Genomic DNA, 22215 nt, shown 5'->3' on the forward strand with positions numbered 1-22215 from the left:
ATACTATCACTTATTTAATTATTTACTATGTGAATTTTTATCTAGAATAGCGGCGCTTTTAACCAAGAGGAGAACAAAGTGCCTGATATTGTTGTAATGTTTTTTGTTTTAGGACTCACAGCCGGATTACTTCGCTCTGACCTAAGAATTCCGCAAGCAACCTATGAAACCCTTAGCCTATTGTTGATGCTCACCATTGGCTTAAAAGGCGGCATGGTGCTACATGGCAATTTACATTGGCAACTCTTACCCGAAATGGGCGCTGTGTTACTGCTTGGCGGCTTAATACCTTTAATGCTTTACCCAGTTTTAAACAAACTGCTAAACCTCTCTGTTGCTAATAGCGCAAGTATTGCCGCGCATTACGGCTCAGTAAGCGCAGGTACATTCGCCGTTGCTTTAGCATATGCCGAATCGAACTCACTTAATGTGGGTGCTGAAGTCACGCTTTACTTAGTAATGCTTGAGTTACCTGCAATCATCGTTGGTTTATTACTATTCCGCCGTCTTGGAAATGGGTCTGGGCAAAACCTATCACTCAAAGCGCTATGGCATGAAACACTGACTAACAAAAGCGTGATTCTGCTTGTAGGTGGTGTAATTATTGGCATGATGTACGGCACACAACAAGGCAGCCAAGTAACTAGCCTGTTAACAAACAGCTTTAAAGTTGTATTAGCGTTATTCTTGCTCGAAATGGGTTTAATGGCCGCACAAACACTGCGCCCTATTCCATGGCATCATTGGCGTTTAGCATTATTTGCACTTATAACACCTAACCTATTGGGTGCTATCGGCGTCTGTGTTGGTACTGCCCTTCAACTCGAACTGGGCTCGGTAGTAATATTAGCAAGCCTAGTTGCTAGTGCCTCTTATATCGCAGCTCCAGCGGCTATTAAAGCAGCGATTCCTGATGCTGATATAGGCTTAGCCATGTTATGTTCTTTAGGTATTACCTTTCCTTTCAATGTATTACTAGGAATTGGCTTGTATCATCAAATAGCATTGTATATGAGTTAAAAAATTCGCTAACTATCACTTTATGCATGAGATTTTTTAAAAAGTCGTTTAATATAAATAAAAAAGCAGTGCAAGGACATGCTATGTTCAATCAAACGCTTAGCACTGAGCAACAGCATGTAAGTGATATTTTTATGCGCTTATGTACGCTTTGCCGGGTGCAAAATAATTTAGAATTAGAGCAACATTTATCATTACAACGTGGCTTTTGTGAGCAAAGTATCGAGCTTGCAACTGTTCCTTATGAGTTAATTGATGAAGTGGCTAAAGCTTCTGAGGTTAGCTTTGATTCACTACTTAATGGTAATAGCCAAACCACAGCTACACTCGATGGGCCGGTATTAGAAGCAGTGAGTAACGGTATTATCAAGAGTATAAAAAAACTATCAATGGCGGGGTTAATTAAGGGTGAAAACCAAACGCAAGAAGCACTTAGCCAACTTGCAGATATTCAGTTAAAACAAATAGCAAAAGAGCTAAAAATACAAAGCCAGGTTAAATAACCTGGCTTTTTTACTAATTCTTACCTTTGTACATTTTCTCGTAAATGTCAGATATGTTGTTTTGCTTATCGTAGTATCGCTGCAGCTCCCCAAGCGATAACTCCTTTATTTTATCGCTATCAAGCCCAGTCGGTTCTGCTAATTTAAAATGTGCAGCGTGCGGTGAATTGCCCATTAAGGTTGAAATTTCGCTCTTTAGTTGTTCAGCTTTATTGAATAGTTTAATTGCTTTGCTGATATCTGTTTCATGCTCGGCTTGTAACGTGCACCAAACCACCTCAACAGACTTAGACCTGATTTGATCTTCAAAAATATTTTTGCGCGCAATCAACCATGTACTTGCAATCAGCAAGATGGCTAAAACGGCAATGGCTATGTAAATTAGTTCAAGCATTACGTTCCCTCGGTAAACTAAATGTTACTATACACCCAAACTTGGTCCGTAATATATCAGGAAAAAGCATTATAAATGATAGTATGAGACTGAAAATCATCTAATAATTAATGTTAATTTTTTGTTCTAAACGGCCAGCTTGGACTAAGTAATAGTTTTAATTTTGTTTTCAAAAGACCCGGAAACAACATCACAACAGCAAGTACAATACTAATGTAGAGCACTATAAAGCTATACATGTAGTGTATGTAGGCGTGTTCTTCTTGAATGTTTAAGACAACAAATTTAACCCACACAATTAAATGTGCGATTGTCACTACGATCGTAAGCTTAAATACACTTAAAAACAGCTCTCCATACTTATAGCTGAATCGCTGATGCAATTTGTATAGGATATATAAACTTAAGAGGTTTATCCCAGCCACACTCAGATAAACATTTTGAGCAATTCCACTTTCACCGGTTTCTTGCACGTAGATCAGTACTTTTTCCATCAGTAGAGATGTAAGTTGATATTTAAAAACAACCACGGCTATTGATAAGAAATCACTGAAGAGCTCTCTATTTCGTAGTGCTCTATAAAATGATAGGACTAAAGCAACTGCATAACTTATTGCAATGATAACTTGCACTGAAAACACTTTATGAACAGCTGTTGCTACAAGCAACTCATTGTATAATTCGACTAAATATTGCATGAATCATCCTACTAAAGATGTTCATAATCATAATCTTATAGTATAAAAAAAACCAGCTCTTGGCTGGTTTTCTTTACTTTATATTAATTTTCTTTTTTCTTCGGGTTAAGAATGATTATCCCACCAGTTCCCTGTAATTCTTGATTTTTCTTTTTAGGGTTTAGAATAATAATTCCACCAGTACCTTGAAGTTTTGTAGTATCAAAGCTAGGAGCTGGTGCTGCGTCGAATGCTAAAGTAGATAGTAATAAAGCTGATAAAGTCATTTTTTTGTTCCTTCATTGTTAAAGATAGTTTTCGTTAGCAAATACCGAGCCACTAAAATACAAATTTGGGTAAAAACTAACGACTAGACCCTATATAAGCATAAAATTAAACCGTTAGGCCATTTTTTATACTAACCGTGTGTGCAAAACGTACGCTGAACAGCATCAAACCGTTTAGCTCTATAAACTAGCTAGGCTCTATGCCATAATTCTGTTAATTCAAAAAATAAGTCAAAGCGGCCCAACGCTTAGCAAGGTTTAATGCATGGCATATCCAGAACAACAGCAACCAACAATTTATTGGCACGACTACGAAACATTTGGCGCAAGCCCGCAAAAGGACCGCCCGAGTCAATTTGCAGGTATTCGTACCGATCTCGATTTGAATATTATTGGTGAGCCGTTAATTGAGTATTGCAAGCCAGCTGCCGATTACTTGCCCCATCCTGAGGCGTGTTTAATAACGGGTATTACCCCACAAGTTGCGATGCAAAAAGGCTTAGTTGAAGCTGAGTTTATGGCAAAGATCCATGCTGAATTTAGCCAACCTAATACCTGCGTTGCGGGGTATAACAGCATCCGCTTTGATGATGAAGTTACACGTTACAGCTTATATCGTAACTTTTATGACCCTTACGAGCGTGAATACAAAAACAATAATAGCCGTTGGGATATTATTGATTTAGTCCGAGCATGTTATGCACTGCGCCCAGAAGGCATTGAATGGCCGCTTAAAGAAGACGGTACGCCGAGCTTTAAGCTCGAGCATTTAACCGTTGCCAATGGCATTGAACACGCTGCTGCTCATGATGCTTTAAGTGATGTAACGGCAACCATAGCGTTGGCAAAATTAATAAAAGAAAAACAACCTAAGTTGTATCAGTTCTTCTTTAGCTTACGCTCTAAAAAAGCATTGGCTGATTTAGTTGATGTATTTAACATGACACCATTGGTGCACACCTCATCACGAATTCCAGCAACCCAAGGCTGCACCAGCTGGATTGCACCAATGAGCTTTCACCCAGTCAATAAAAACGCCATTATTTGCTTTAATTTGACAGAAGATCCGCAAGTCTTATTAGATTTATCAGTTGAAGAGCTACGCACGCGTCTTTACACAAAACACAGCGACCTTGGTGAAGACGAAGCACCGGTAGGCTTAAAACTCGTGCATTTAAATAAGTGCCCTATTCTTGCACCAGCAAAAACCTTGTTGCCAGAGAACGCAGCCCGATTAGGTATTGACCGCGAAAAATGCTTACAAAATCTCGCTATTTTAAAAGCCAACACAGAACTTCGCGACAAAGTCACCGAAGTGTTTAACGAACAGCGTGATTACGGCGAAACCACTAACCCTGACTATCAACTTTATGATGGTTTTACCAGCCATGCAGATAAAGCTAAATTTGCTATGATACGTGATGCAAGCCCTGAGCAACTAGCTTCAATGCAGCTTGATTTTGATGATAAAAAGTTTTCTACCTTGTTATTTAGATACCGTGCTCGAAACTGGCCACACACCCTTAGCCAAGATGAATTAGCCACTTGGCGCCAATATTGCCAAAACAAGCTAATGCATGGTGAAGACAGCCCGTCGATCAGTGGCCAAGATTTCATGATCACCCTAGAAAATCTAGCGCATGAAAATGATGATAACGAGAAGAACCTGCATATTTTAAAAGCCTTGTACAATTACGCACAAAGCATGTAATAAAAAACGCGACAATAATTGTCGCGTTTTTTATGAATATTACTTTTTATGTAACGCTTCGATACGCGCTAATAAACTAGAGGTGTCGAAGCGGCCGCCGCCTAAAGCTTGTACATCGGCGTAATATTGATCAACTGTTGCCGTCATCGGCAAAGTTGCGCCGTTTGCCTTTGCCTCATCCAAAGCGATGCCTAAATCTTTACGCATCCAATCAACAGCAAAACCAAATTCGTATTCGCCAGCCCACATTGTTTTGTAGCGGTTTTCCATCTGCCATGAGCCTGCAGCGCCTTTAGAGATGGTTTCAATTACTTTTTCACCATCAAGGCCAGCTTGTTTTGCAAAGTGTAACCCCTCAGCCAAGCCTTGAACCACACCAGCAATACAAATTTGATTTACCATTTTACAAAGTTGACCAGAGCCTACTTCACCTAATAATTGGCTAAAACGGCTAAAAGCAGCCATGACAGGTTGAACAACATTAAAGTCAGCTTCGTCGCCACCAACCATCACAGTTAATACACCATTTTCTGCACCCGCTTGGCCGCCAGAAACCGGCGCATCTAAAAATGCGATGCCTTGTAATTTCGCTTGAGCACCCACTTCACGTGCCACTTCAGCTGATGTTGTAGTGTGGTCAACTAAATAGCTGCCCTCATGCATGCTTGACAGCACACCATTTTCACCATAAACAACTGAACGTAAATCATCATCATTGCCTACGCACATGAAAACGATATCAGCCCCTTTTGCGGCTTCACTTGGAGTTTCAGCGTATTCACCTTGATATTCTGATACCCACTTTTGCGCTTTAGCCGTTGTGCGATTGTAAACTGTCACGGTGTGACCTGCGTTGGCAAGGTGACCCGCCATTGGGTAACCCATTACACCTAATCCGATGAAGGCGACTTTCATTGACATAAAACTGACCTATTTGAGTGATAAATTAGTAATAATTTCATTATCTCAACCGAATAACTAAAAAGCGAATGAAAAAAAGTTCATTTAAACAGTTCAAAAACACACAGGTAAAACATGGATAGTATATATCGTTTCAATGCCCAGCTTGCATCTGGAGAAAACTTTAGCCTTGAATCGTTACAAGGTAAAACAGCGCTTATTGTCAATATAGCCAGCAAATGTAATTTTTCAGTGCAAATGGCAAGCCTTGAAAAGCTTTATCAAGACTATAAACAGCAAGGATTTACCGTACTCGGTTTTGCCTGTAATCAATTTGGCCACAATGAACCTCTAGATGGCAATGAGCTACAAGCCTTTTATCAGCAACACTTTGATGTTAGCTTTCCCATTTTTAACAAAGTGTTAGTGAACGGCCCAGAGGCCCATCCTTTATTTAATTATTTAAAATGTCATACCCGTGGAATAGCACAAAACCGCGCAATTAAATGGAATTTCACCAAATTTCTTATAAACTCAGAGGGTCAACTCGTTGCGCGATATGCCCCGCGCACCAAACCCGAAACCCTCAAAATGGTGATAGAGAGTAATTTAAATGATGAAACTGGCCTTATTCAGTGCGCAAAAGTATGAGCAACCGTTTTTTGAAAGGAATCTAACTGAATACGCTGAGTCTGTTTCGCTCAGTTATTTTGAGCAATCCTTAAACAGCAATACCACCCCCCTTTGCCAAGGCTTTGATGCTGTGTGCGTGTTTGTTAACGATACAGTCGACAAACACGTCATTGCCGATATGGCTGCCCTAGGCATAAAGGCAATCTTATTACGCTGTGCAGGCTTCAATAATGTAGACCTTGATGCTGCCAAAGAGCATAACATCAAGGTTTGCCGCGTGCCTGCATATAGCCCAGAAGCAGTAGCAGAGCATTGTATTGCACTCATGCTAACGCTCAACCGAAAAACCCATAAAGCCTTTAACCGAGTACGTGAAGGCAACTTTGATTTAAACGGTTTACTTGGTTTTAATCTGTTTAAAAAAACTATTGGGATTATAGGCTGTGGCAAAATCGGTTTAGCACTGGTTAATATCTTAAATGGCTTTGGAGCTAAGGTACTCGTTTGTGACCCAATGGCTGGTGAAGGCCCTTATACCCTGTGCGATTTAGACACATTACTCACACAAAGTGATGTCATCTCATTGCACTGCCCGCTCAACGAGCATACCCATCATTTAATTGATGCTAGCGCATTTGAGAAAATGAAAGACGGTGTCATGCTGATTAACACCTCTCGTGGTGCACTTCTCGATACTCAAGCCTGTATTCAAGCGCTTAAGTCTAAAAAGCTGGGACACTTAGGGCTTGATGTGTATGAGCAAGAGTCAGAGTTATTCTTTAAAGATCACCGTGAAGAAATCATGCAAGACGATATTTTTTCACGCCTTATTAGCTTTCCGAATGTGTTAGTGACAGGCCATCAAGGCTTCTTCACCCAAGAAGCACTGAGCGAAATAGCCTGCACTACATTGCAAAGCGCCAATGAAATAAGCCAAGGTTTACCATTAACTAACGAAGTTATTTAAAGCAAGCGCACCTTAAATTAAAAAGGCGTGAGGTTTAAACCCCACGCCTTTTACTTTTTCCTTTTCCCTAGCAACTAGCAACTAGCAACTAGCAACTAGCAACTCAAGTTTCTATTTCAACAACGCCACGTTCACAAAAACCGCCGTCATTAATAACGGACAGACAAAGCGAATGTACTGGGCAAACCAATAATGAGGGCCGCTAGATACCTGATGCAATTTATTACCACGCTGCCATAACCAGCCAACAGTAATGAAATAGAACAGTCCCATTAAAGGTAATTGGTACTGTGTAAGCACCATAATGACTAAACCAAATAACCAGTCAAAGTTTAAGATAATCAGTGATGAGGCAATAAACACGATTAGCGTTACAAATAAAGTTGCTTTTTTACGCTCTACACTGTGATTCTCAACTAAAAAAGCCACTGGAATTTCAGTCGATGAGATGGTTGATGTTACTGAGGCAATCGACATTAATACAAAGAATAATAAGCCAACGAGTAAGCCCACTTGGCCCATAGTGCTAAACAGTTCAGGTAAAATTGCAAAAATTAACTGCCCTTCACCGACCAATTTACCGCCGCTAAATACCTCTACACCATTATGCTGAGCAACAAAAATAGCCGGAATAATCAATAAACCCGCTAAAAAGGCCACACCGGTATCAAGCAATGCCACGGTTCCAGTTAGTTTCGGCAGGTTGGCATCTGGTTTTAAATATGAGCCGTAAACCATCATACAACCAACACCTAACGACAATGAAAAAAACGCTTGTCCCATTGCCGCAATAATTAAGTTGGCATCAAGAATTTGACTAAAATCTGGCACTAAGTAAGCTGCAAAACCATCCATCGCACCATCTAGGGTCGCGATATAAGCAATTAACGCCACTAATAACACTAGCAATAATGGCATCAAGCGGCGTGACCAAGTCTCGATACCTGATTTAACACCTTTTAAAATAATACTCGCAGTAAGAATAAGCATCAGTGGCGTAAACACAAAATTACGTGCCATCGAGTCACTGTGTAAAAAGTTACTTAACTCAGTAAAACCAAAGAAACTTGCGAGTGGCTCAAGCGCATAAGCGAGCATCCACCCTGCAACTATCGAATAAAAGCTCAGCATCACAACCGCGCCAAAGAGGCCAATATAGCCTGCTGCAGCGCCCACTTTAGGCGCTGTGTCTTGCCATGCATTAGATAATGCTTTTACTGGATTCGCTTGCGCTTGGTGACCTAAATACAGCTCAGTATACAGAGCCGGAAGCGCTAATAAGAAGATAACAATGAAGTAAACGAGTAAAAATGCACCGCCGCCATGGTTTGCCGCTTGTGTTGGAAAGCCCCAAATATTACCTAAACCTACCGCCGCACCAGAAGCTGCTAAAACGAAACCTAATCGACTTTGAAAGCCGTCACGAACTTGTGCCATACATCTACAAATCTGTTATTATTTTTCCTCATTAAACCATAATTACAGTCAACTGCGTAAACTATTTGCGTTTGTTCATGCCTATAAATGTGCATCTGCTGTAAAAATAAACAAAACTAAATACGAGCCTTCGTGTAAGCGTTAAACCATGAGCAGTCACTACTTTTCGAACACCCTTATCATCGGACAACAAAGCAAGACAACAGCCAAAAAAATTATGCTGATGGATGCAGCACGTATTGATGTTGCAAGTTTACCCGTTGATAAATTACTCAGTGAGTTTGAATTAAGCGTACTTGAAAAACGCAAAGTGCCTTGCGCCAAGCAAGAGTACTTAGCGACTCGCCTAACGTTAAAGTATTTGTATCAAAATGCTTACCCTCATGATGATTTAGCCCTCAATGAAATATCGAGCCAGTTTGATGACAAAGACAGCAAGCTAAAATTGCATACAAAACGCAGAGAGCCTGTGTGGGCCTGTTTATCACATTCAAATGGTTTAATTGGCGCTGCTCTTAACCCAGAACAGCAGCTATTTGGTTTTGATATTGAACAAAGCAGTAAGCCCCGCCCTTTTATCAAACTCGCAAAGCATTTTTATCATCAAGATGAAGTTGACCTAATTAGCCGTTTTGACGCTCCCGATGAACAAGCACAGTGCTTTTTTAGAATTTGGACGTTAAAAGAAGCGCTTGCCAAAGCAAGTGCTCAGCCGATTGCGAAACTACTTGCCCCTAATGTATTTGAAGAATTGAGCAAACATAATTTCAGCGCGAGTAGTAACTCTATTGAAGGTTTTGATATAAGTGTTGTGGCACAAAAAAGCACTGACTGGCAGTGCTCTTTTATTAACTTTAATGACTTACGCCGCGACTTGGCTTTCTAATAGTCGGCTGTGAATAGCCTGCACGACTTCATCTGACTCACTTTGCTCAACTAAGAAGCACAGGTTATGTTTACTTGCACCGTGGCAAATTAAACGAATATTAAAATCACTCAATACCTGCATTAAGTTCATTTCTTGCTGACGTAATTGAATCTCAGAACCAATTAAAGCCACCAGCGTTAAGTTATTCTCAACCGACACATGACAAAACTCAGAAAGCTTATCTAAACAAGCTTGATCAAGCTCAGGGCGTGATGCATTTGGTGCGTTATCTAAAGTGATTGCAACACTGATCTCTGAGGTAGTAACCAAATCAACCGAAATATTAAACTCACTTAAAATAGTGAATACACGGGCTAAGAAACCACTCGCTAGGAGCATTTCTGGGCTTTTAACCGTTAACAGAATTTGGTTTTTACGCTGTGTTACGGCACGAATACCTGGTTGCTGAGATTTTTCTTTTTCAATCCATGTACCACCTAACTGTGGTTCACGGCTTGAACCAACAAACACACTAATATGGCTACGGCTTGCAGGTAAAATGGTTGCAGGATGCAGTACTTTTGCACCAAACGTTGCCATTTCTGCCGCTTCATCAAAGCTTAAGCGTGCAATTGGGCTTGCTTTAGCGCATAAACGCGGATCAGTACTGAAAATACCTACAACATCGGTCCAAATATGCACGCTTTTTGCGTTAATTGCTTCAGCGAGTAATGCAGCACTGTAATCTGAACCACCACGCCCTAAAGTGGTCGTTTGATTGTGCTCATTGCTTCCAATAAAACCTTGAGTTACCACAACATGGTCATCAAGTAATGGCACTAAATGCTCTTTAGCAGCCGCAGCGGTTGCTGCAACATTTGGGGTAGCTTTAGCAAATTGGCTATCTGTTTTTAGCACTTTACGTACATCAAAACGCACCGCATCAAGACCTTGCCCGCGTAATACTTGAGTAAATAAATACGATGATAAACGCTCGCCAAAGCTCAGTAGTTCATCTTGATCTGCTACTGACTTAGCCCCGTCTGATGCTAGCTTTTGAAAAGCCTTAAGCGTTTCATTAAAGCCATGTGCTAAATCAGCATCCAGTGACAGCTCTGCCAAGATTGCTTCTTGAATGGCGACAACGCCAGTAATGTGCTCATCACGTTCAGCCGCACTCAAATCAGCTTTACACAATGCAACTAAATGATTGGTCACGCCTGCACTGGCACTCACAGCAACAATACGTACTTGATTATCAGCACAAATGATTTCAGCGCAGCGGCTCATAGCATCAAAGTTAGCTACACTGGTGCCACCAAATTTTGCAACAACGTAATCTGATTTTGTGTTGGCGGCTAATTGGGTATTCATGTCGTCTCCTTTTGTGGAAAACTATCCACAGTAATTCAAGAAGAACTCGGCAAGGGGGTGCTTTGAAAATAAAGAGTAGTCCATGCCAGAAGCTCTCCACCTAGTTTGGTGACAGTTTTGAGGATTCAGCCCCATAAACCGAAAAATAACCGTGACGTCCGGTTAATTTTCTCGGCGAGTACTTCCCTCATTAATGGTCATCGGCGTTCGTCACCTCACATTAATTACCTAAGTATCGCACCTCTTCTGAATGTTAAGTTAACACCTGGTTAAAATAACAAAGCCTGCTGTTAAAAGCAGGCTTCGAAAGTTAACGTTTAGACGTCTAGCTGTCAAGTTGTTTTATGAAATTAAACTGCCCGCTAAGTGCGAACCGTAATAACCAACGGTATAAGCAGTTAATAAATAAACCGACATTTTAAGATAGCTCATAAAGGTTAGTGCTTTTACCTTACTCATGGCAATAATACCTGCCGCAGAGCCGATTATAAGCATTGAGCCACCTACCCCAGTTGCGTAAGTAAACGACAGCCATTGCTGAGGGCTCATCACAATATCAGCTTTTAAAAGTGCTGCAGTTAGAGGTACGTTATCTACCGCCGCTGATAATAGCCCCATCAAGTAGTTGGCATATTCCGGTGCCATCAACTCATATAAGTGAGTAAATTTAGCAAGCATGCCAACTTCTTTTAATGCGCCAACTAGCAATAACACACCAACGAAGAACAATAAGGTGTCGTATTCAATTTCACGAATATAATCGATGATTTTTTTGTTAACGTCTTTTTTGCGCATTAAGAATTGCGCAACCAAAAACATCAGAGATAAACCAAATAAAAAGGTTAATAACGGCGGCACACTATAAAGCACACTCAAAGTTAACGTAGCAATAATCGTCGAGAAGAAGATAACCGCAATGGTAATATCTGTCTTTTCGATACGACGGGCTGCTTGCTTTTCAAACACAACATTACCCGACATACCCACCGACAACATCGCCGCGAGCAGTGCAACACTTGTCAGAGCAGGGGCAATTAATAATAGTAGATTAGCAATAGTGACTTTTTCGTCTAAGAAAATCATCAGGGTTGTAACATCACCCGTGATCAACGACACCCCACCCGAGTTAACACTAAATACAATTAAGGTTGCATATTTTATTAATTTTTTAGGATCTAACTTAAGTGACATCACCACCGCAAGCGAGATTAAAGTTGCCGTAATGTTGTCTGAAATAGATGAAAATAAAAACGCAAAGCCACCAATCAGAAACATCAGCTTTCGTTCACTGATTTGATTTGGCATAATTTTATGAACAATATTCTGGATAAAGCCTTTAGAGTTCAAATAGGCTACAAAGGTCATCGCAGCCATTAAGAACAGCCACAAAGTCGCGATTTCTAATATGTTGTGATCCAGTTGATGTTGTATGGTTTCTGGGCTTTGCCCATGAATTGGAGAGATAAATAAGATAATCCAGCATAAAGTGCCAAAAAAAAGCGTCGTTTTGGCCTTGTTTACATGGATAATATCCTCTATAACGATAAGCAAAAATGCCACCGCTATCAGGGTTAGGATAAGTGGGGTTACCATGGTGTTTGAACAACCTTTATAATAATGTAAAAATTGTAAGTCGAGTGTTTCGGCGCGGATTCTAGCAGCATAGAAAGCATAAAACTATTCTCAATTACATAATTTAATACTAATCGCTAACACCAAAGTCTGAATTTACTGGAGCCTTATGATCCCAGCTAAAAAGTTATTAAATACCCTTACTGAACATTGGGGGGTGTTAGAACTGCTATTTAAACGTTTTAAGATGGCTGATTTCAGCTTGAAAGACGTACAAAATGCGATAAAACAAAAACAACCTTCGTGGTCAAATGAACGCATTTATAAAGAAACAAATCGTTTATTGAATCAAGATATTATCATTCCACTGGCAAAATCATCGCAGTTAGAAATCAACCGTGCGATCGCCGATTTTGCGACTTTCTTGCTACAAGAAGAACACTTAGGTCTTGCCCAAGAAATTAGTGTGCTTGTTGATGATTTAGCTCGCCTTGGTAATCGCCTTGCTAAAGCCGGTGAAATTGAAGATTACGACGAGCTTCGCCGCTTCAGCCGTATTATGGATGATCGGGTACGCAAAATAATGAAATTGTTTGCCCACAATGAAAACGCAATTTTAAATATTGTTGAGCAAGCAAAAGCAGACAACGCGGTGCAATCACTGCAAAAACGCTATCAGGCTGTAATTGAAGCGTTCGATGAATACATCGAGCCTATGCTGGAAATGGTGGATATTCGTGGTGACTTCCACGCTTGCTTTAATACCATCGAAGAACAAATTAGCGCGCAAATAGAGCAAATTGACCGCCTTGGTAAGTCATACCAAGACAAACGCATGCTAGAGCAATTACGTACCCGTATTTTAGAAATGCATTTAGTTGGTCGTGAAAGTTTACGTAAAAGCGCCGATATGTTGATGCCACTGCGTGAAGAATTACGACGCAACAACCTAATTACGCGTCAAGCGGCTAAAGTGCTTGGTTTAGTGCGTAAAAATGGCGTCGATAACATGTTAAGTGCAGTACAGCCTAACTTTGTCTCAGACGCGCAACGCTTTTCACTTGGCCAGCAACGTCATATCGTGGCCTATATGGCAGGCTTAGTTGACTTTGAGCACGATGAATATCAACTACCAGAACAAGATGATGTGCCCGCCTATCAAAGCCCACATATTCCTGATTACAACGACGTTAAAACACAATTTAGAAAACGCTTTAAAAAAGCCAGCAAAAAAGCTCAGCCGCTGCTTAGTTTCTTAGATGAAAGCTACCCAGACTTAGAAGCTGACGAAATGCTGTTCTTGTATCAAAAATTAATTAGCGATGGCGACCTTGAGATTAGCCAAAGCCAAGAGAAAGTAAAAATAAAAATTGCCCAGCAACACTTCTCTCTTTACCCATTTAACTCATCGATTGCTGACGATAATAAAGCAACAGAGCAATAACCATGACAGATATTAATTTAGATGATTTAACGCATCTGCAAGCTATTAATAAAAAGCTCACATCAGGCTACCACATTAGCGAACAAGACACGCTGATGTGGCAAGAGCTTGACCAACACATTGATGCTTATCGCGCGTTATTTAACGCCCTTGGCCATGATCTGCAACACGATAGCCGTGGCTATTACTATTTTGGCAGCGATGAAAGCACCCCAAATATGGGTAAAATTTCGCGTGCCATCGCACTGACTATCTACATCTTGATTGAGCATTATGCCAATACTGGTAAAGATCCAATGCGTGCCTTGTTTGACGAAGTAAACGACCTTGAACTAATGCAAACCTTAGTGCAAATCAACAAGCACCTGTTTGATCAATTAGAAATCTTCTCAGGCTCAGATTTACGTAAAGACGTTTATCTACGTATGGTACGTTTAGGTCTTGCTCGCGAAGTAGAAAATGGCTTTATGCTGCAAGCACCTATTTATCGTTATATCGATGCATTAATGGAAGTAAACGAAGAAACCTACCTAGGAGATGACGAATAATGCAAAGCCAAAGCCTATATGGACTCAGCAAACTTGCGCTTTTAAATACCGCAGGCTATGCAAAATGCGTGATCCCACTGGATAAAAGTAGCTCTATTTGTGCACCGAATAATACCGGTAAAAGCTCGGTAATTAATGCCCTGCAATTTCCATTGATTAATGATTTGCGTTTAACAGAATGGGATGGCCACGATTTAGATGAAACCCGAAAATTCTACTTTTCGTCAGATCAATCCTATATTTTACTCGAAGCTGACCTACCTAATGGCCCTGTGGTGATTGGTGTTGCCGGCCTTGGTAAAATTGCTGGTTACGCGCATCAGTTTTTTTGCTACCAAGGTAAGTTGAACCTTGAACACTACACTCAAGGCAAAACCATTGTAAAATTCACCAAGCTTTTTAATCACTTAAAAGAGCAAGGTTTCAATCCAATTGAATTAAAAGCGCAAGAGCTAAACGCCCTACTCACTGGCGGCGCAACCCCATTTGATGGCGATATCAACTTAAAGATGATCCCCCTCAATAACGTGCAAGACTCCGCGATTTACAAAGAAATTTTCCGCCGTATCCTTAACTTGCATAAGTTAGGTGCCATTGATGTTAAACGCTTTATGTTACGCGTATTTGAGCGCCATATGTCAAACTCTCGGGTCGACTTTTATGAAGTGTGGCGACGTTCATTCGATAAAGTGAATCGCGCTAAACGTGAATTAAAAGCCCTTGAGTCAATGCAAGAGCCTATCGCAGCTCTTGAATCTATGCTTGAAAACCAAACGGTTTTAAAAGGCAAACTTGCTGCCTATGCGCCAAAAATTGACCAAGCACTGATTGACTTTGAAACCTATCAACAAGAGCAACTCACTGAGCTCAATATTGCCCTTGAGGATATCGAACACGAAAAGCATGAGTTCGACCAAAAGCAGCAGCTGTATATTCAGCAATCGCGCGATATTGAACGTAAACAAACTCAAATTGAACAATGGTTTTTAGACTATCGAGCGCTTAAATCTGAGTTTGAACTAGTTAATAAAGCCACTTTAAAAGTAAGCCTTACTCAGCTTAAACAAGATTATGAATCGCTATCGCATTCATTAAGCAGTGCCCAAGGGCAAAGCTTGCACACGCTTGATTACCGTATTAGCGAAACACAAAAGCAAATTAAGAGCTTAAAACTGCAGTTAAAGAACCTTGAGTTCAATTTATTCACCCGTATGCGTGAAGATTTATCTTTAAAAGAAGTTGAAGAGATTTCGCGTATTCTAAACCCTGATATCTTATCGTTTGCCACCACCAGCAATGGTGATGTTGAGATCACAGACGAAGATGCCTTTGGTGAGTTCTTAGAGCTGTTATCGGCAAATGTTAAAGGCGGTGTACTGACTCTTCCTGGCGCGACGATTAAACTTAAAAAGCTAAGCCCAGTGCAAATGCAAACGGGCGAAAATAAAGAGCAATTAACCGCGCAACTCGCTGCCCTAGAAAACTCACTAAAAGAGTTTAAACAACAACGCGAAGTCGCTGCTAATGTCGCCGAAAAGCAAAAAGAAAAAGATGCTTTATATGATGAGCTAATGGCTTCAGAAGAAGCATTAAAACGCTTTGAACAATTTGAAGTGATGCAGCAATCTGTCGATGCACAAACACTGCTAAAAGAGCAGTTAAATGCAGAACGCGAGCAAGTTGACGACTATCTGCAAGACATTCAAAAAAATAGTGGCTCAATCAGCGACCGTCGCTCAATTATCAAGTCGAAAAAAGATTTGCTTGCGCGCCAAGCTGACCGTTTACGCCAAGTTAAATCTGAACGTATCGATCACACCCTTGATTTTTACTCAGGCAAAGTGACGCCATACATGATTGAGATCAGTATTGATTTTGATAATTTGAGTGACCTCATTCATCATTTTAACAAAGACTGCCAAGAGCTACGTAACTTTGATATCAACGTACGTAACACCTACATGCATATTTACAATGCGGGTATTACTAAATTTGATAACGAAAACGATGAGTTTACTAAATACGAAAAGCTTATAAGCGCGTTTCATAACATAGAAAACGAGCGCGATGCGGTTGAACGTCAAGGCCGCGTTGCGTTAACCGAAGTAGCCGCTACTATTAAAGGCTTGCGCGAAGACTTAGACCGCCTGCGCCGCGAAATGAACAGCTTTAATAAAGGGATTAGTCAGCACCGTATCTCTAACCTTCAAGCATTCAAAATTAATGTTATTCCGCGCAAGATGCTGGTTGATAGCATTGATACTATTATCAGTACCTCAAATCAGTTTGAGCAAGGCGATACCCTAGACCTATTAAGCCAAGAGCCATATAGCGAATCTGCGGTAAACGAAGCGAAAGATCATTTAATTAAGCTTGCCTCAGAAAAAGCCGGTTTAACTCTGACCGATTTATTTGATATTCGTTTTGAAGTAGTAAACCGTGCTGGCGAAACTGAGCACTTCGAAAAAATTGATTCAGCCGGCTCTAACGGTACACGTATCACCATTAAGCTACTTTGTGGCATGCTGTTTATTCGTTACTTATTAAGCGACCAAGAACAAAACTTGTATCGTATTCCGATTTATATCGATGAAGCAGCTGATATCGATCCACAAAACCAAAAAGCAATTATCGAAACCGCTCTTAGCTTTGGCTTTGTGCCGATTTTTGCCTCAGTTAAACCACAAGTTAGCTGTGATTACATCATCCCTATTCGTACTGTTAAAGATGGTGCTCAAAACTGGGTGGATGAAAAAGACTGGATAGAAGTGGAACACACCGTTTAATTATAAAAATTAATCATTGATTCAGTCAAGGATGACTATGTTTACAAACTATTACAGTACTTTTTTGTAAATGTGCCATAGTTTTTAAATAATCATTCAGTTGAGTATTATTTGTGTTATGTTATCAATCAAGTAGTGGAAATTTTGCCAAGGAGCAAACAATATGAAGAACTTATTAATCGCGACGGCTGTATTATTTTTAGCAGCTTGTGCTAAAACGCCTGATTGGGATTACGACAAATCAGCAGATTTTAGTAATTATAAAACCTTCTCTTGGGTACCTAATGCCAGCTTGACTAAAAACGTAGCGAACTACCAAATTAGCCCTTTAATGGAAAAACGTGTTCGTGACGCTGTAAATGCTGAACTTGAAAAAAGCGGTATGAAGCTAGTTGATTTAGCGCAAGCAGATGTACTAATTAACTATCACGCCTCTGTCGATACTAAAATTGATGTAGATACCTTTAACGTGGGTTACGGCGCACGCTGGAATTACTGGGGTATGGGTTACAACACGCAAACAACTGCTCGCGAATACGAAGTGGGTACGTTAATTCTAGACGTGGTAGACCGTGCTTCTAACCAATTAGTTTGGCGTGGTGCGAAAGAAGGTCGTTTACAAAAGAACCAATCACCTGAAAAGCGCACTGAAGTTATCAAAGAAACTGTTGCTAACATTCTAAGTAACTTCCCACCGCAATCAATTAATCAAAACTAAACACTGTTTTAGTTAAAAGACCGCGCAATTAGCGCGGTTTTTTATTGCCTGCTGAAATCTGGTTGGAGTGGTATAACTCAGTGATTCAGATACAATACCCACAATTTTCAGTGCGCCTAACTAGCCACTACCCCAGATTAAACAAAATCAAGAGAGTTTTAGATGGTACGCGCAGTACAGCTTACACTTCCCGCATTATTCGTCACTTGCTCAGTACTAGCAGAAGACACCAACAATATTGAACAAATCACCGTTGAAGTTTCAGCAACCGCAAATAAAGAACCTGTAGGTACTTTTGATGCGCCGGTATCAAATTTAGAATATGACCCGCGTGTCGATTTGCAATCGCGTAATATGGCTGAAGCACAAGCTGATGTCACCATTCGCGGTGGTATCTTTGAAAATACAGGCTTTCGTGTCGGCAGCAGTACATTATTTGACCCTCAATCTGGTCACTACTTTGCTGAAATTCCAATTGCACCACAAATGCTAACAGGACCTTCAGTACTTACAGGTGCTGATAATGCCCTTTATGGAATGAATAGCTCGGTTGGTACGGTTTCATTTGGCTGGCGCCCTATCACGAGTACCGGTAGTGTTTCACTTGGCACAGGTACGAATGGCTTTAATTTACAAAGTATTCATGCTGCTCATAGCCAAAAGCTTGATAGCAAACCTGATTGGCGATTAGGTTTTGAGGGTGAATACTCGCACTCAAAAAGTGATGGCTCAATTGATAATGGCGACCACGACTTTGAACGTGCCTCAGCGCGTATTCAACTTGCAAGCTCTAGCTCACAAACTGATTTAATGTTCGGACGCCAAGAGAAGTTTTTTGGTTGGCCAAACCTTTATACGCCATTTAACTTTAACGAAACAGAAGATCTTGAAACCAAGCTTTTCATGCTCAATCATAAGCAAATGTATGGTGAGAGCAATAGCCTTGAAGTGACTGGTTATTATCGTAAACATAACGACCATTACGTTTTGTCTCGTGAAAACCCAGCTATTTTTGAAGCGTTTCACGAAACCACGGTTAAGTCATTAGCATTATCTGGACGTCACCGTTTAAATGACCGCTATGCAATTAATTATGCTGGGCAATTTATTGCTGATGAAATTGAATCAACATCTCTTGAAAACAATTTTACATCACGTAATTACACTAAGCTAAGTATCTTGCCTGAGTACAAATCAGCCCTTACAGCAAACAAAGAGCTTACTTTACGTGTTGGCGCTGCATTTGATGATACGAACCGTGATAGCTCAGATACCTCATTTATTGCCGATGCCAGCCTTAAAGTAGCTAATCAAAATGGCAGTGAACATACTTGGTATGCGTCATACGCCGAAGCAACACAAGTTCCCGGTTATACCGCCATCGGCGGCAGTGAAACGGGCGGATTATTCAGAAGTAACTACAGCCTTGAGCGCGAAACCACCGATAACCTTGAATTAGGTTTACTGATTGAACAGTCTTCATGGCGTTTAGATTCAGCTATTTTCTACCGTAAAGATAAAAACCTTACGGATTGGACATATCGCTTTGATGCAACCTCAGCACGTTTTGCAAACCCGGTTGATATAGACACCTTAGGCGTTGAGTTTTTAGCGAATAAATCGTTTGAAAGCACTGAGTTAATTGCCAGCTACACCTTTTTAGAAAAGTCAGAAGACTATGGCACGGCAGATATTGATGCGAGCTTTTATGCGCTTAACTACCCTGATCATCGTGTAACACTGGGTGCAGTATGGCAACCAATGGATGTACTTGAGCTGCGTATCGATAACGAATGGCGTAAGCAACACAGTAACCGCCTACGTAGCTCTGATGATGAAGCCTTCTTCACGCAGTTAACGCTACAATTCACCCCAGCTCAGCTTGATAATGTGTTTTTTACCTTTGCAGCTGACAACATTTGGGATGAATCTTTCGAAGAAGTACCGGGTACCCCAGGCCGCGGCGAACAATATACTCTTAGCGCTACCTATACGTGGTAAGCAAAAGCAATAATGCCAGTCAATTGACTGGCATTTTTTCGTTGAGAACGATTAATTATTTCATAATAATCTGTTTCACTTCATTTAGTTGCGAGCACTCAGATTGATGACATTCTCGAGTGGAGTTATCTTCTAAGATCTTTAAAGCATCATAGCCAAAATTATTTTTGAGTGACGTGTCAGCGCCTTTTTCAATTAGTAATTTCATCGCAGTGTAGTTACTCAATATCGCAGCATATATTATTGGTGTTGAGCCTATACCATCCTTAACATCTAGTTTTGGAGAAAACCTAAGTAAAGTTCTTAGGTGCTCTATTCTATCTGGCCCTAATACTTCAAATATTAAATTTCGTTTTGCAGACACTCTGTAACTATTGGGATTTCCACCCATTTGAAGTAGCTCACTTAAAAAGTCAGAGTCGAGATTAATTGCGGCTAGGCTAAGCACATTACTTGATTGATTAATTTGATAATTTGGATCAGCGCCAGCAGCTAACGCTTTTAAAAACTGATCTTTATTACCTGCTTTCAAAGCAGCAACGAGTTGTTGATTAGTATGCAATTGCGTTTCTGAGCTGTGATCAAGTTTGACTTTCAGTGGTATTGCATAAGTAAATGAGCTTGCTAACATCAGATAGATGATTACATGTATTTTCATAGTTAATTTCGCAAGTAATATTCTAAAACAGACAAGTCGTTCTTTATCATTTTTAAATAACATGAAGAAAACTTTAGCCATAAACCACAACTGATCCCAGCAACCGTTAAAAAGTGTTAAAGGTTTAATCTTTTTTAAGTCATCTGCTCAAGTTCGGTAATTAAATACAGTGCTTGTTCGTTAGTGGTGCCACATACATCAACGGTAGCAGAAAAGTCACTACACACCTTAGGCCTTGATTCATCACCAAATAATTTACATAGGTTATTATCATCAAGTTGAATACAGCGCTCTCCCGCTGCTTTGCCGTTGGGCATTCCTGGGATCGGTGAGCTAATACTGGGTGCAATACAACAGGCGCCACAGCCTAATCTACATGCCATTTTATCTGTCATTGAGTACCTCTTATAGAACCTTTGTAGCGCCTTTGTAATATGTGTAATGGTTTGTTACATCTTCAAACGCCTTGTAAACACTTTATTGCGTATGCTTAGCCTATCAAATTTATTTTTAATTACCGTCAACCGTGAGGGACTATCCCGTGGCTAGTAAAAAACAAATCATTCTCCCTATCGCCGTATTAGTCGGCGGACTTGGAATGGCATTCGCATTTGCCTCTATGAAGCAACCGCCAGTCGAAAAACCAGAACAAGATCTGCGCCCGCTTGTATCAATCAAACCGTTAAGTTTTGACGCTATTACCCTTGATGTAAAATCATACGGTATTGTTAAACCTAAAAACCAAACTGAACTTGTTGCGCAAGTGAGTGGTCAGGTTGTGTCGTTATCAGATCAATTTGTACAAGGTGGATTTGTTAAGCAAGGCGACATTCTAGCACGTATTGACCCAAATGATTACGAAGCGGCACTCATTGAAGCTGAAGCCGGTTTGGCACAAGCAAGCTCTGCACTCGAGATTGAACGTGCACAGGTGTCAGTTGCGCAAGCTGAGTGGGACCGCATCAAAGGTGACTCAAACCAAGTTATTCCATCTGAGCTTTATTTACGTAAACCACAACTTGCTGAAAAACTTGCAAGTTACCGTGCAGCGCAAGCGAGTGTAAAACGAGCTAAACGTAATCTTGAACGTACATATATTAAAGCACCATACGATGCGATTATTGACGAGCGTCTAATTAGTTTAGGCAGTGTAGTAAACCCTGGTAACAGCTTTGGTAGCCTGAGCTCAACGTCATTGGCTGAAATTCGTTTACCTGTTGCTGATAAAGATCTGCAATACCTAAATAACCAAGGAATTGGCGCCAGCGTATCAATTAACGCTGAATTTGCAGGTAAACAAACAACCTGGCAAGCAACTATCGTACGTAGCGAAGGAGTTGTGGACCAACGTAGCCGCATGAATTACTTAGTAGCACAAGTAGCAACGCCTTATGAGCAAAAGCAGCCATTACGTTTTGGCTCATACATTAATGCCACTATCGAAGGCCGTGCATTAGACAACGCAATTGTTGTTCCGCATCACTTAGTTAAAGACAATAAAGTAGCCGTTTTACAAGATGGCGAAACCCTTACTTTTAAAACACTTAACATAGTGCGCGAACAAAATGGCATGGTAATCGCCGATAATGGCCTTGCTAATGGTGAACAACTTATTACCTCTGCTCTTGAATACCCAACTGAAGGCATGGCAGTCAAGCTAGATAATGCAAAACTAAGTGTGCCAACAACGCAGTTAGCGTTAAAAGAGGAATAAGCC

Annotated in this window: 21 protein-coding genes and 1 riboswitch; of the genes, 12 read left to right on the forward strand and 9 right to left on the reverse strand. The window is 40.6% G+C overall.

Going from position 1 to position 22215, the window contains the following annotated elements; translation table 11 throughout:
• Positions 1 to 78 precede the first annotated feature (78 nt).
• Both PASHI_RS03010 and PASHI_RS03015 read left to right on the forward strand, forming a co-directional pair.
• Complete coding sequence (locus tag PASHI_RS03010; protein ID WP_062564535.1) at positions 79 to 1020, forward strand: sodium-dependent bicarbonate transport family permease; 942 nt, start codon at positions 79 to 81, stop codon at positions 1018 to 1020.
• An 83-nt stretch (positions 1021 to 1103) separates the two neighbouring features.
• Positions 1104 to 1523 (forward strand): hypothetical protein, encoded by a 420-nt coding sequence (locus tag PASHI_RS03015; protein WP_062564536.1) that lies wholly within the window; start codon positions 1104 to 1106, stop codon positions 1521 to 1523.
• 13 nt (positions 1524 to 1536) lie between these two features.
• On the opposite strand, the gene PASHI_RS03020 is transcribed toward PASHI_RS03015, so the two are convergent.
• From PASHI_RS03020 to PASHI_RS03030, 3 genes are all read right to left on the reverse strand, one after another.
• On the reverse strand, positions 1537 to 1917 hold the full coding sequence (locus PASHI_RS03020) for a hypothetical protein (protein ID WP_062564537.1): 381 nt from the start codon (positions 1915 to 1917) through the stop codon (positions 1537 to 1539).
• 113 nt (positions 1918 to 2030) lie between these two features.
• Complete coding sequence (locus PASHI_RS03025; RefSeq protein ID WP_062564538.1) at positions 2031 to 2615, reverse strand: hypothetical protein; 585 nt, start codon at positions 2613 to 2615, stop codon at positions 2031 to 2033.
• Between the two features lie 83 nt (positions 2616 to 2698).
• Entirely contained in the window at positions 2699 to 2881 is a 183-nt protein-coding gene (locus PASHI_RS03030; RefSeq protein WP_062564539.1) for a hypothetical protein, read from the reverse strand.
• Between the two features lie 265 nt (positions 2882 to 3146).
• Between PASHI_RS03030 and sbcB the strand changes: the two genes are divergently transcribed.
• Positions 3147 to 4592 carry an exodeoxyribonuclease I gene (gene sbcB / locus PASHI_RS03035; protein ID WP_062564540.1) on the forward strand — a complete coding sequence of 482 codons (1446 nt, stop codon included), beginning with the start codon at positions 3147 to 3149 and terminating at the stop codon, positions 4590 to 4592.
• 39 nt (positions 4593 to 4631) lie between these two features.
• Here the strand turns inward: sbcB and PASHI_RS03040 are convergent, their stop codons facing one another.
• On the reverse strand, positions 4632 to 5513 hold the full coding sequence (locus tag PASHI_RS03040; protein ID WP_062564541.1) for an NAD(P)-dependent oxidoreductase: 882 nt from the start codon (positions 5511 to 5513) through the stop codon (positions 4632 to 4634).
• Positions 5514 to 5627: 114 nt separating this feature from the next.
• Between PASHI_RS03040 and PASHI_RS03045 the strand changes: the two genes are divergently transcribed.
• A complete protein-coding gene (locus PASHI_RS03045; protein ID WP_062564542.1) occupies positions 5628 to 6143 on the forward strand; it encodes a glutathione peroxidase in 516 nt (171 codons plus the stop codon).
• Positions 6109 to 7092, forward strand: a complete 984-nt coding sequence (locus PASHI_RS03050; RefSeq protein WP_062564592.1) for a 2-hydroxyacid dehydrogenase — start codon at positions 6109 to 6111, stop codon at positions 7090 to 7092. Before PASHI_RS03045 ends, PASHI_RS03050 begins: the two co-directional genes overlap by 35 nt.
• Positions 7093 to 7203: 111 nt before the next feature.
• Here PASHI_RS03050 and PASHI_RS03055 read toward each other — a convergent pair whose 3' ends face one another.
• Positions 7204 to 8529: a sodium-dependent transporter gene (locus PASHI_RS03055; protein WP_062564543.1), complete on the reverse strand. Its 1326-nt coding sequence runs from the start codon at positions 8527 to 8529 to the stop codon at positions 7204 to 7206.
• 148 nt (positions 8530 to 8677) lie between these two features.
• Here PASHI_RS03055 and PASHI_RS03060 point away from each other — a divergent pair, with 148 nt between their 5' ends.
• Positions 8678 to 9415: a 4'-phosphopantetheinyl transferase family protein gene (locus PASHI_RS03060; protein WP_062564544.1), complete on the forward strand. Its 738-nt coding sequence runs from the start codon at positions 8678 to 8680 to the stop codon at positions 9413 to 9415.
• Here the strand turns inward: PASHI_RS03060 and lysC are convergent.
• Together lysC and nhaD are read right to left on the reverse strand one after the other, a co-directional pair.
• Entirely contained in the window at positions 9392 to 10771 is a 1380-nt protein-coding gene (gene lysC / locus PASHI_RS03065; RefSeq protein WP_055020817.1) for a lysine-sensitive aspartokinase 3, read from the reverse strand. The two genes, PASHI_RS03060 and lysC, sit on opposite strands and share 24 nt — an antisense overlap.
• A gap of 81 nt (positions 10772 to 10852) precedes the next feature.
• Positions 10853 to 11025, reverse strand: a riboswitch (Lysine riboswitch).
• 88 nt (positions 11026 to 11113) lie between these two features.
• The gene (gene nhaD, locus PASHI_RS03070; RefSeq protein ID WP_062564545.1) at positions 11114 to 12364 is read right to left on the reverse strand and encodes a sodium:proton antiporter NhaD; all 1251 of its coding nucleotides are present in this window, start codon (positions 12362 to 12364) and stop codon (positions 11114 to 11116) included.
• Between the two features lie 148 nt (positions 12365 to 12512).
• Between nhaD and PASHI_RS03075 the strand changes: the two genes are divergently transcribed.
• The 5 genes from PASHI_RS03075 to PASHI_RS03095 all read left to right on the forward strand — a co-directional run bounded on the left by PASHI_RS03075 (position 12513) and on the right by PASHI_RS03095 (position 19840).
• Positions 12513 to 13787, forward strand: coding sequence for a hypothetical protein (locus PASHI_RS03075; RefSeq protein ID WP_062564546.1), 1275 nt, complete (start codon positions 12513 to 12515; stop codon positions 13785 to 13787).
• Positions 13788 to 13789: 2 nt separating this feature from the next.
• Entirely contained in the window at positions 13790 to 14335 is a 546-nt protein-coding gene (locus PASHI_RS03080) for a condensin complex protein MksE (protein WP_062564547.1), read from the forward strand.
• Entirely contained in the window at positions 14335 to 17121 is a 2787-nt protein-coding gene (locus tag PASHI_RS03085; protein WP_062564548.1) for an AAA family ATPase, read from the forward strand. Before PASHI_RS03080 ends, PASHI_RS03085 begins: the two co-directional genes overlap by 1 nt.
• A gap of 163 nt (positions 17122 to 17284) precedes the next feature.
• Positions 17285 to 17839 carry a DUF4136 domain-containing protein gene (locus tag PASHI_RS03090; protein ID WP_058585205.1) on the forward strand — a complete coding sequence of 185 codons (555 nt, stop codon included), beginning with the start codon at positions 17285 to 17287 and terminating at the stop codon, positions 17837 to 17839.
• Between the two features lie 162 nt (positions 17840 to 18001).
• Complete coding sequence (locus PASHI_RS03095) at positions 18002 to 19840, forward strand: TonB-dependent receptor plug domain-containing protein (protein WP_062564549.1); 1839 nt, start codon at positions 18002 to 18004, stop codon at positions 19838 to 19840.
• Between the two features lie 55 nt (positions 19841 to 19895).
• Here the strand turns inward: PASHI_RS03095 and PASHI_RS03100 are convergent, their stop codons facing one another.
• Both PASHI_RS03100 and PASHI_RS03105 read right to left on the reverse strand, forming a co-directional pair.
• On the reverse strand, positions 19896 to 20579 hold the full coding sequence (locus PASHI_RS03100; protein WP_156426449.1) for an ankyrin repeat domain-containing protein: 684 nt from the start codon (positions 20577 to 20579) through the stop codon (positions 19896 to 19898).
• Between the two features lie 53 nt (positions 20580 to 20632).
• A complete protein-coding gene (locus tag PASHI_RS03105; RefSeq protein ID WP_054551936.1) occupies positions 20633 to 20881 on the reverse strand; it encodes a YkgJ family cysteine cluster protein in 249 nt (82 codons plus the stop codon).
• A gap of 158 nt (positions 20882 to 21039) precedes the next feature.
• On the opposite strand from PASHI_RS03105, the gene PASHI_RS03110 reads away from it, so the two are divergent.
• A complete protein-coding gene (locus tag PASHI_RS03110) occupies positions 21040 to 22212 on the forward strand; it encodes an efflux RND transporter periplasmic adaptor subunit (RefSeq protein ID WP_062564551.1) in 1173 nt (390 codons plus the stop codon).
• Positions 22213 to 22215: the final 3 nt, after the last annotated feature.

Origin of the sequence: Pseudoalteromonas shioyasakiensis (assembly GCF_001550135.1) — a bacterium.
Taxonomy (GTDB): domain Bacteria; phylum Pseudomonadota; class Gammaproteobacteria; order Enterobacterales; family Alteromonadaceae; genus Pseudoalteromonas; species Pseudoalteromonas shioyasakiensis.

Bases quoted from the DNA above. Each gene is read 5' to 3' on its own strand.
- PASHI_RS03105 (WP_054551936.1), bottom strand. From the start codon at position 20,881: ATGGCATGTAGATTAGGCTGTGGCGCCTGTTGTATTGCACCCAGTATT.
- PASHI_RS03075 (WP_062564546.1), top strand. From the start codon at position 12,513: ATGATCCCAGCTAAAAAGTTATTAAATACCCTTACTGAACATTGGGGG.
- PASHI_RS03060 (WP_062564544.1), top strand. From the start codon at position 8,678: ATGAGCAGTCACTACTTTTCGAACACCCTTATCATCGGACAACAAAGC.
- PASHI_RS03040 (WP_062564541.1), bottom strand. From the start codon at position 5,513: ATGTCAATGAAAGTCGCCTTCATCGGATTAGGTGTAATGGGTTACCCA.
- PASHI_RS03030 (WP_062564539.1), bottom strand. From the start codon at position 2,881: ATGACTTTATCAGCTTTATTACTATCTACTTTAGCATTCGACGCAGCA.
- nhaD (WP_062564545.1), bottom strand. From the start codon at position 12,364: ATGGTAACCCCACTTATCCTAACCCTGATAGCGGTGGCATTTTTGCTT.
- PASHI_RS03085 (WP_062564548.1), top strand. From the start codon at position 14,335: ATGCAAAGCCAAAGCCTATATGGACTCAGCAAACTTGCGCTTTTAAAT.
- sbcB (WP_062564540.1), top strand. From the start codon at position 3,147: ATGGCATATCCAGAACAACAGCAACCAACAATTTATTGGCACGACTAC.
- PASHI_RS03045 (WP_062564542.1), top strand. From the start codon at position 5,628: ATGGATAGTATATATCGTTTCAATGCCCAGCTTGCATCTGGAGAAAAC.
- PASHI_RS03050 (WP_062564592.1), top strand. From the start codon at position 6,109: ATGAAACTGGCCTTATTCAGTGCGCAAAAGTATGAGCAACCGTTTTTT.
- PASHI_RS03025 (WP_062564538.1), bottom strand. From the start codon at position 2,615: ATGCAATATTTAGTCGAATTATACAATGAGTTGCTTGTAGCAACAGCT.
- PASHI_RS03100 (WP_156426449.1), bottom strand. From the start codon at position 20,579: ATGGCTAAAGTTTTCTTCATGTTATTTAAAAATGATAAAGAACGACTT.
- PASHI_RS03090 (WP_058585205.1), top strand. From the start codon at position 17,285: ATGAAGAACTTATTAATCGCGACGGCTGTATTATTTTTAGCAGCTTGT.
- PASHI_RS03015 (WP_062564536.1), top strand. From the start codon at position 1,104: ATGTTCAATCAAACGCTTAGCACTGAGCAACAGCATGTAAGTGATATT.
- lysC (WP_055020817.1), bottom strand. From the start codon at position 10,771: ATGAATACCCAATTAGCCGCCAACACAAAATCAGATTACGTTGTTGCA.
- PASHI_RS03080 (WP_062564547.1), top strand. From the start codon at position 13,790: ATGACAGATATTAATTTAGATGATTTAACGCATCTGCAAGCTATTAAT.
- PASHI_RS03020 (WP_062564537.1), bottom strand. From the start codon at position 1,917: ATGCTTGAACTAATTTACATAGCCATTGCCGTTTTAGCCATCTTGCTG.
- PASHI_RS03055 (WP_062564543.1), bottom strand. From the start codon at position 8,529: ATGGCACAAGTTCGTGACGGCTTTCAAAGTCGATTAGGTTTCGTTTTA.
- PASHI_RS03095 (WP_062564549.1), top strand. From the start codon at position 18,002: ATGGTACGCGCAGTACAGCTTACACTTCCCGCATTATTCGTCACTTGC.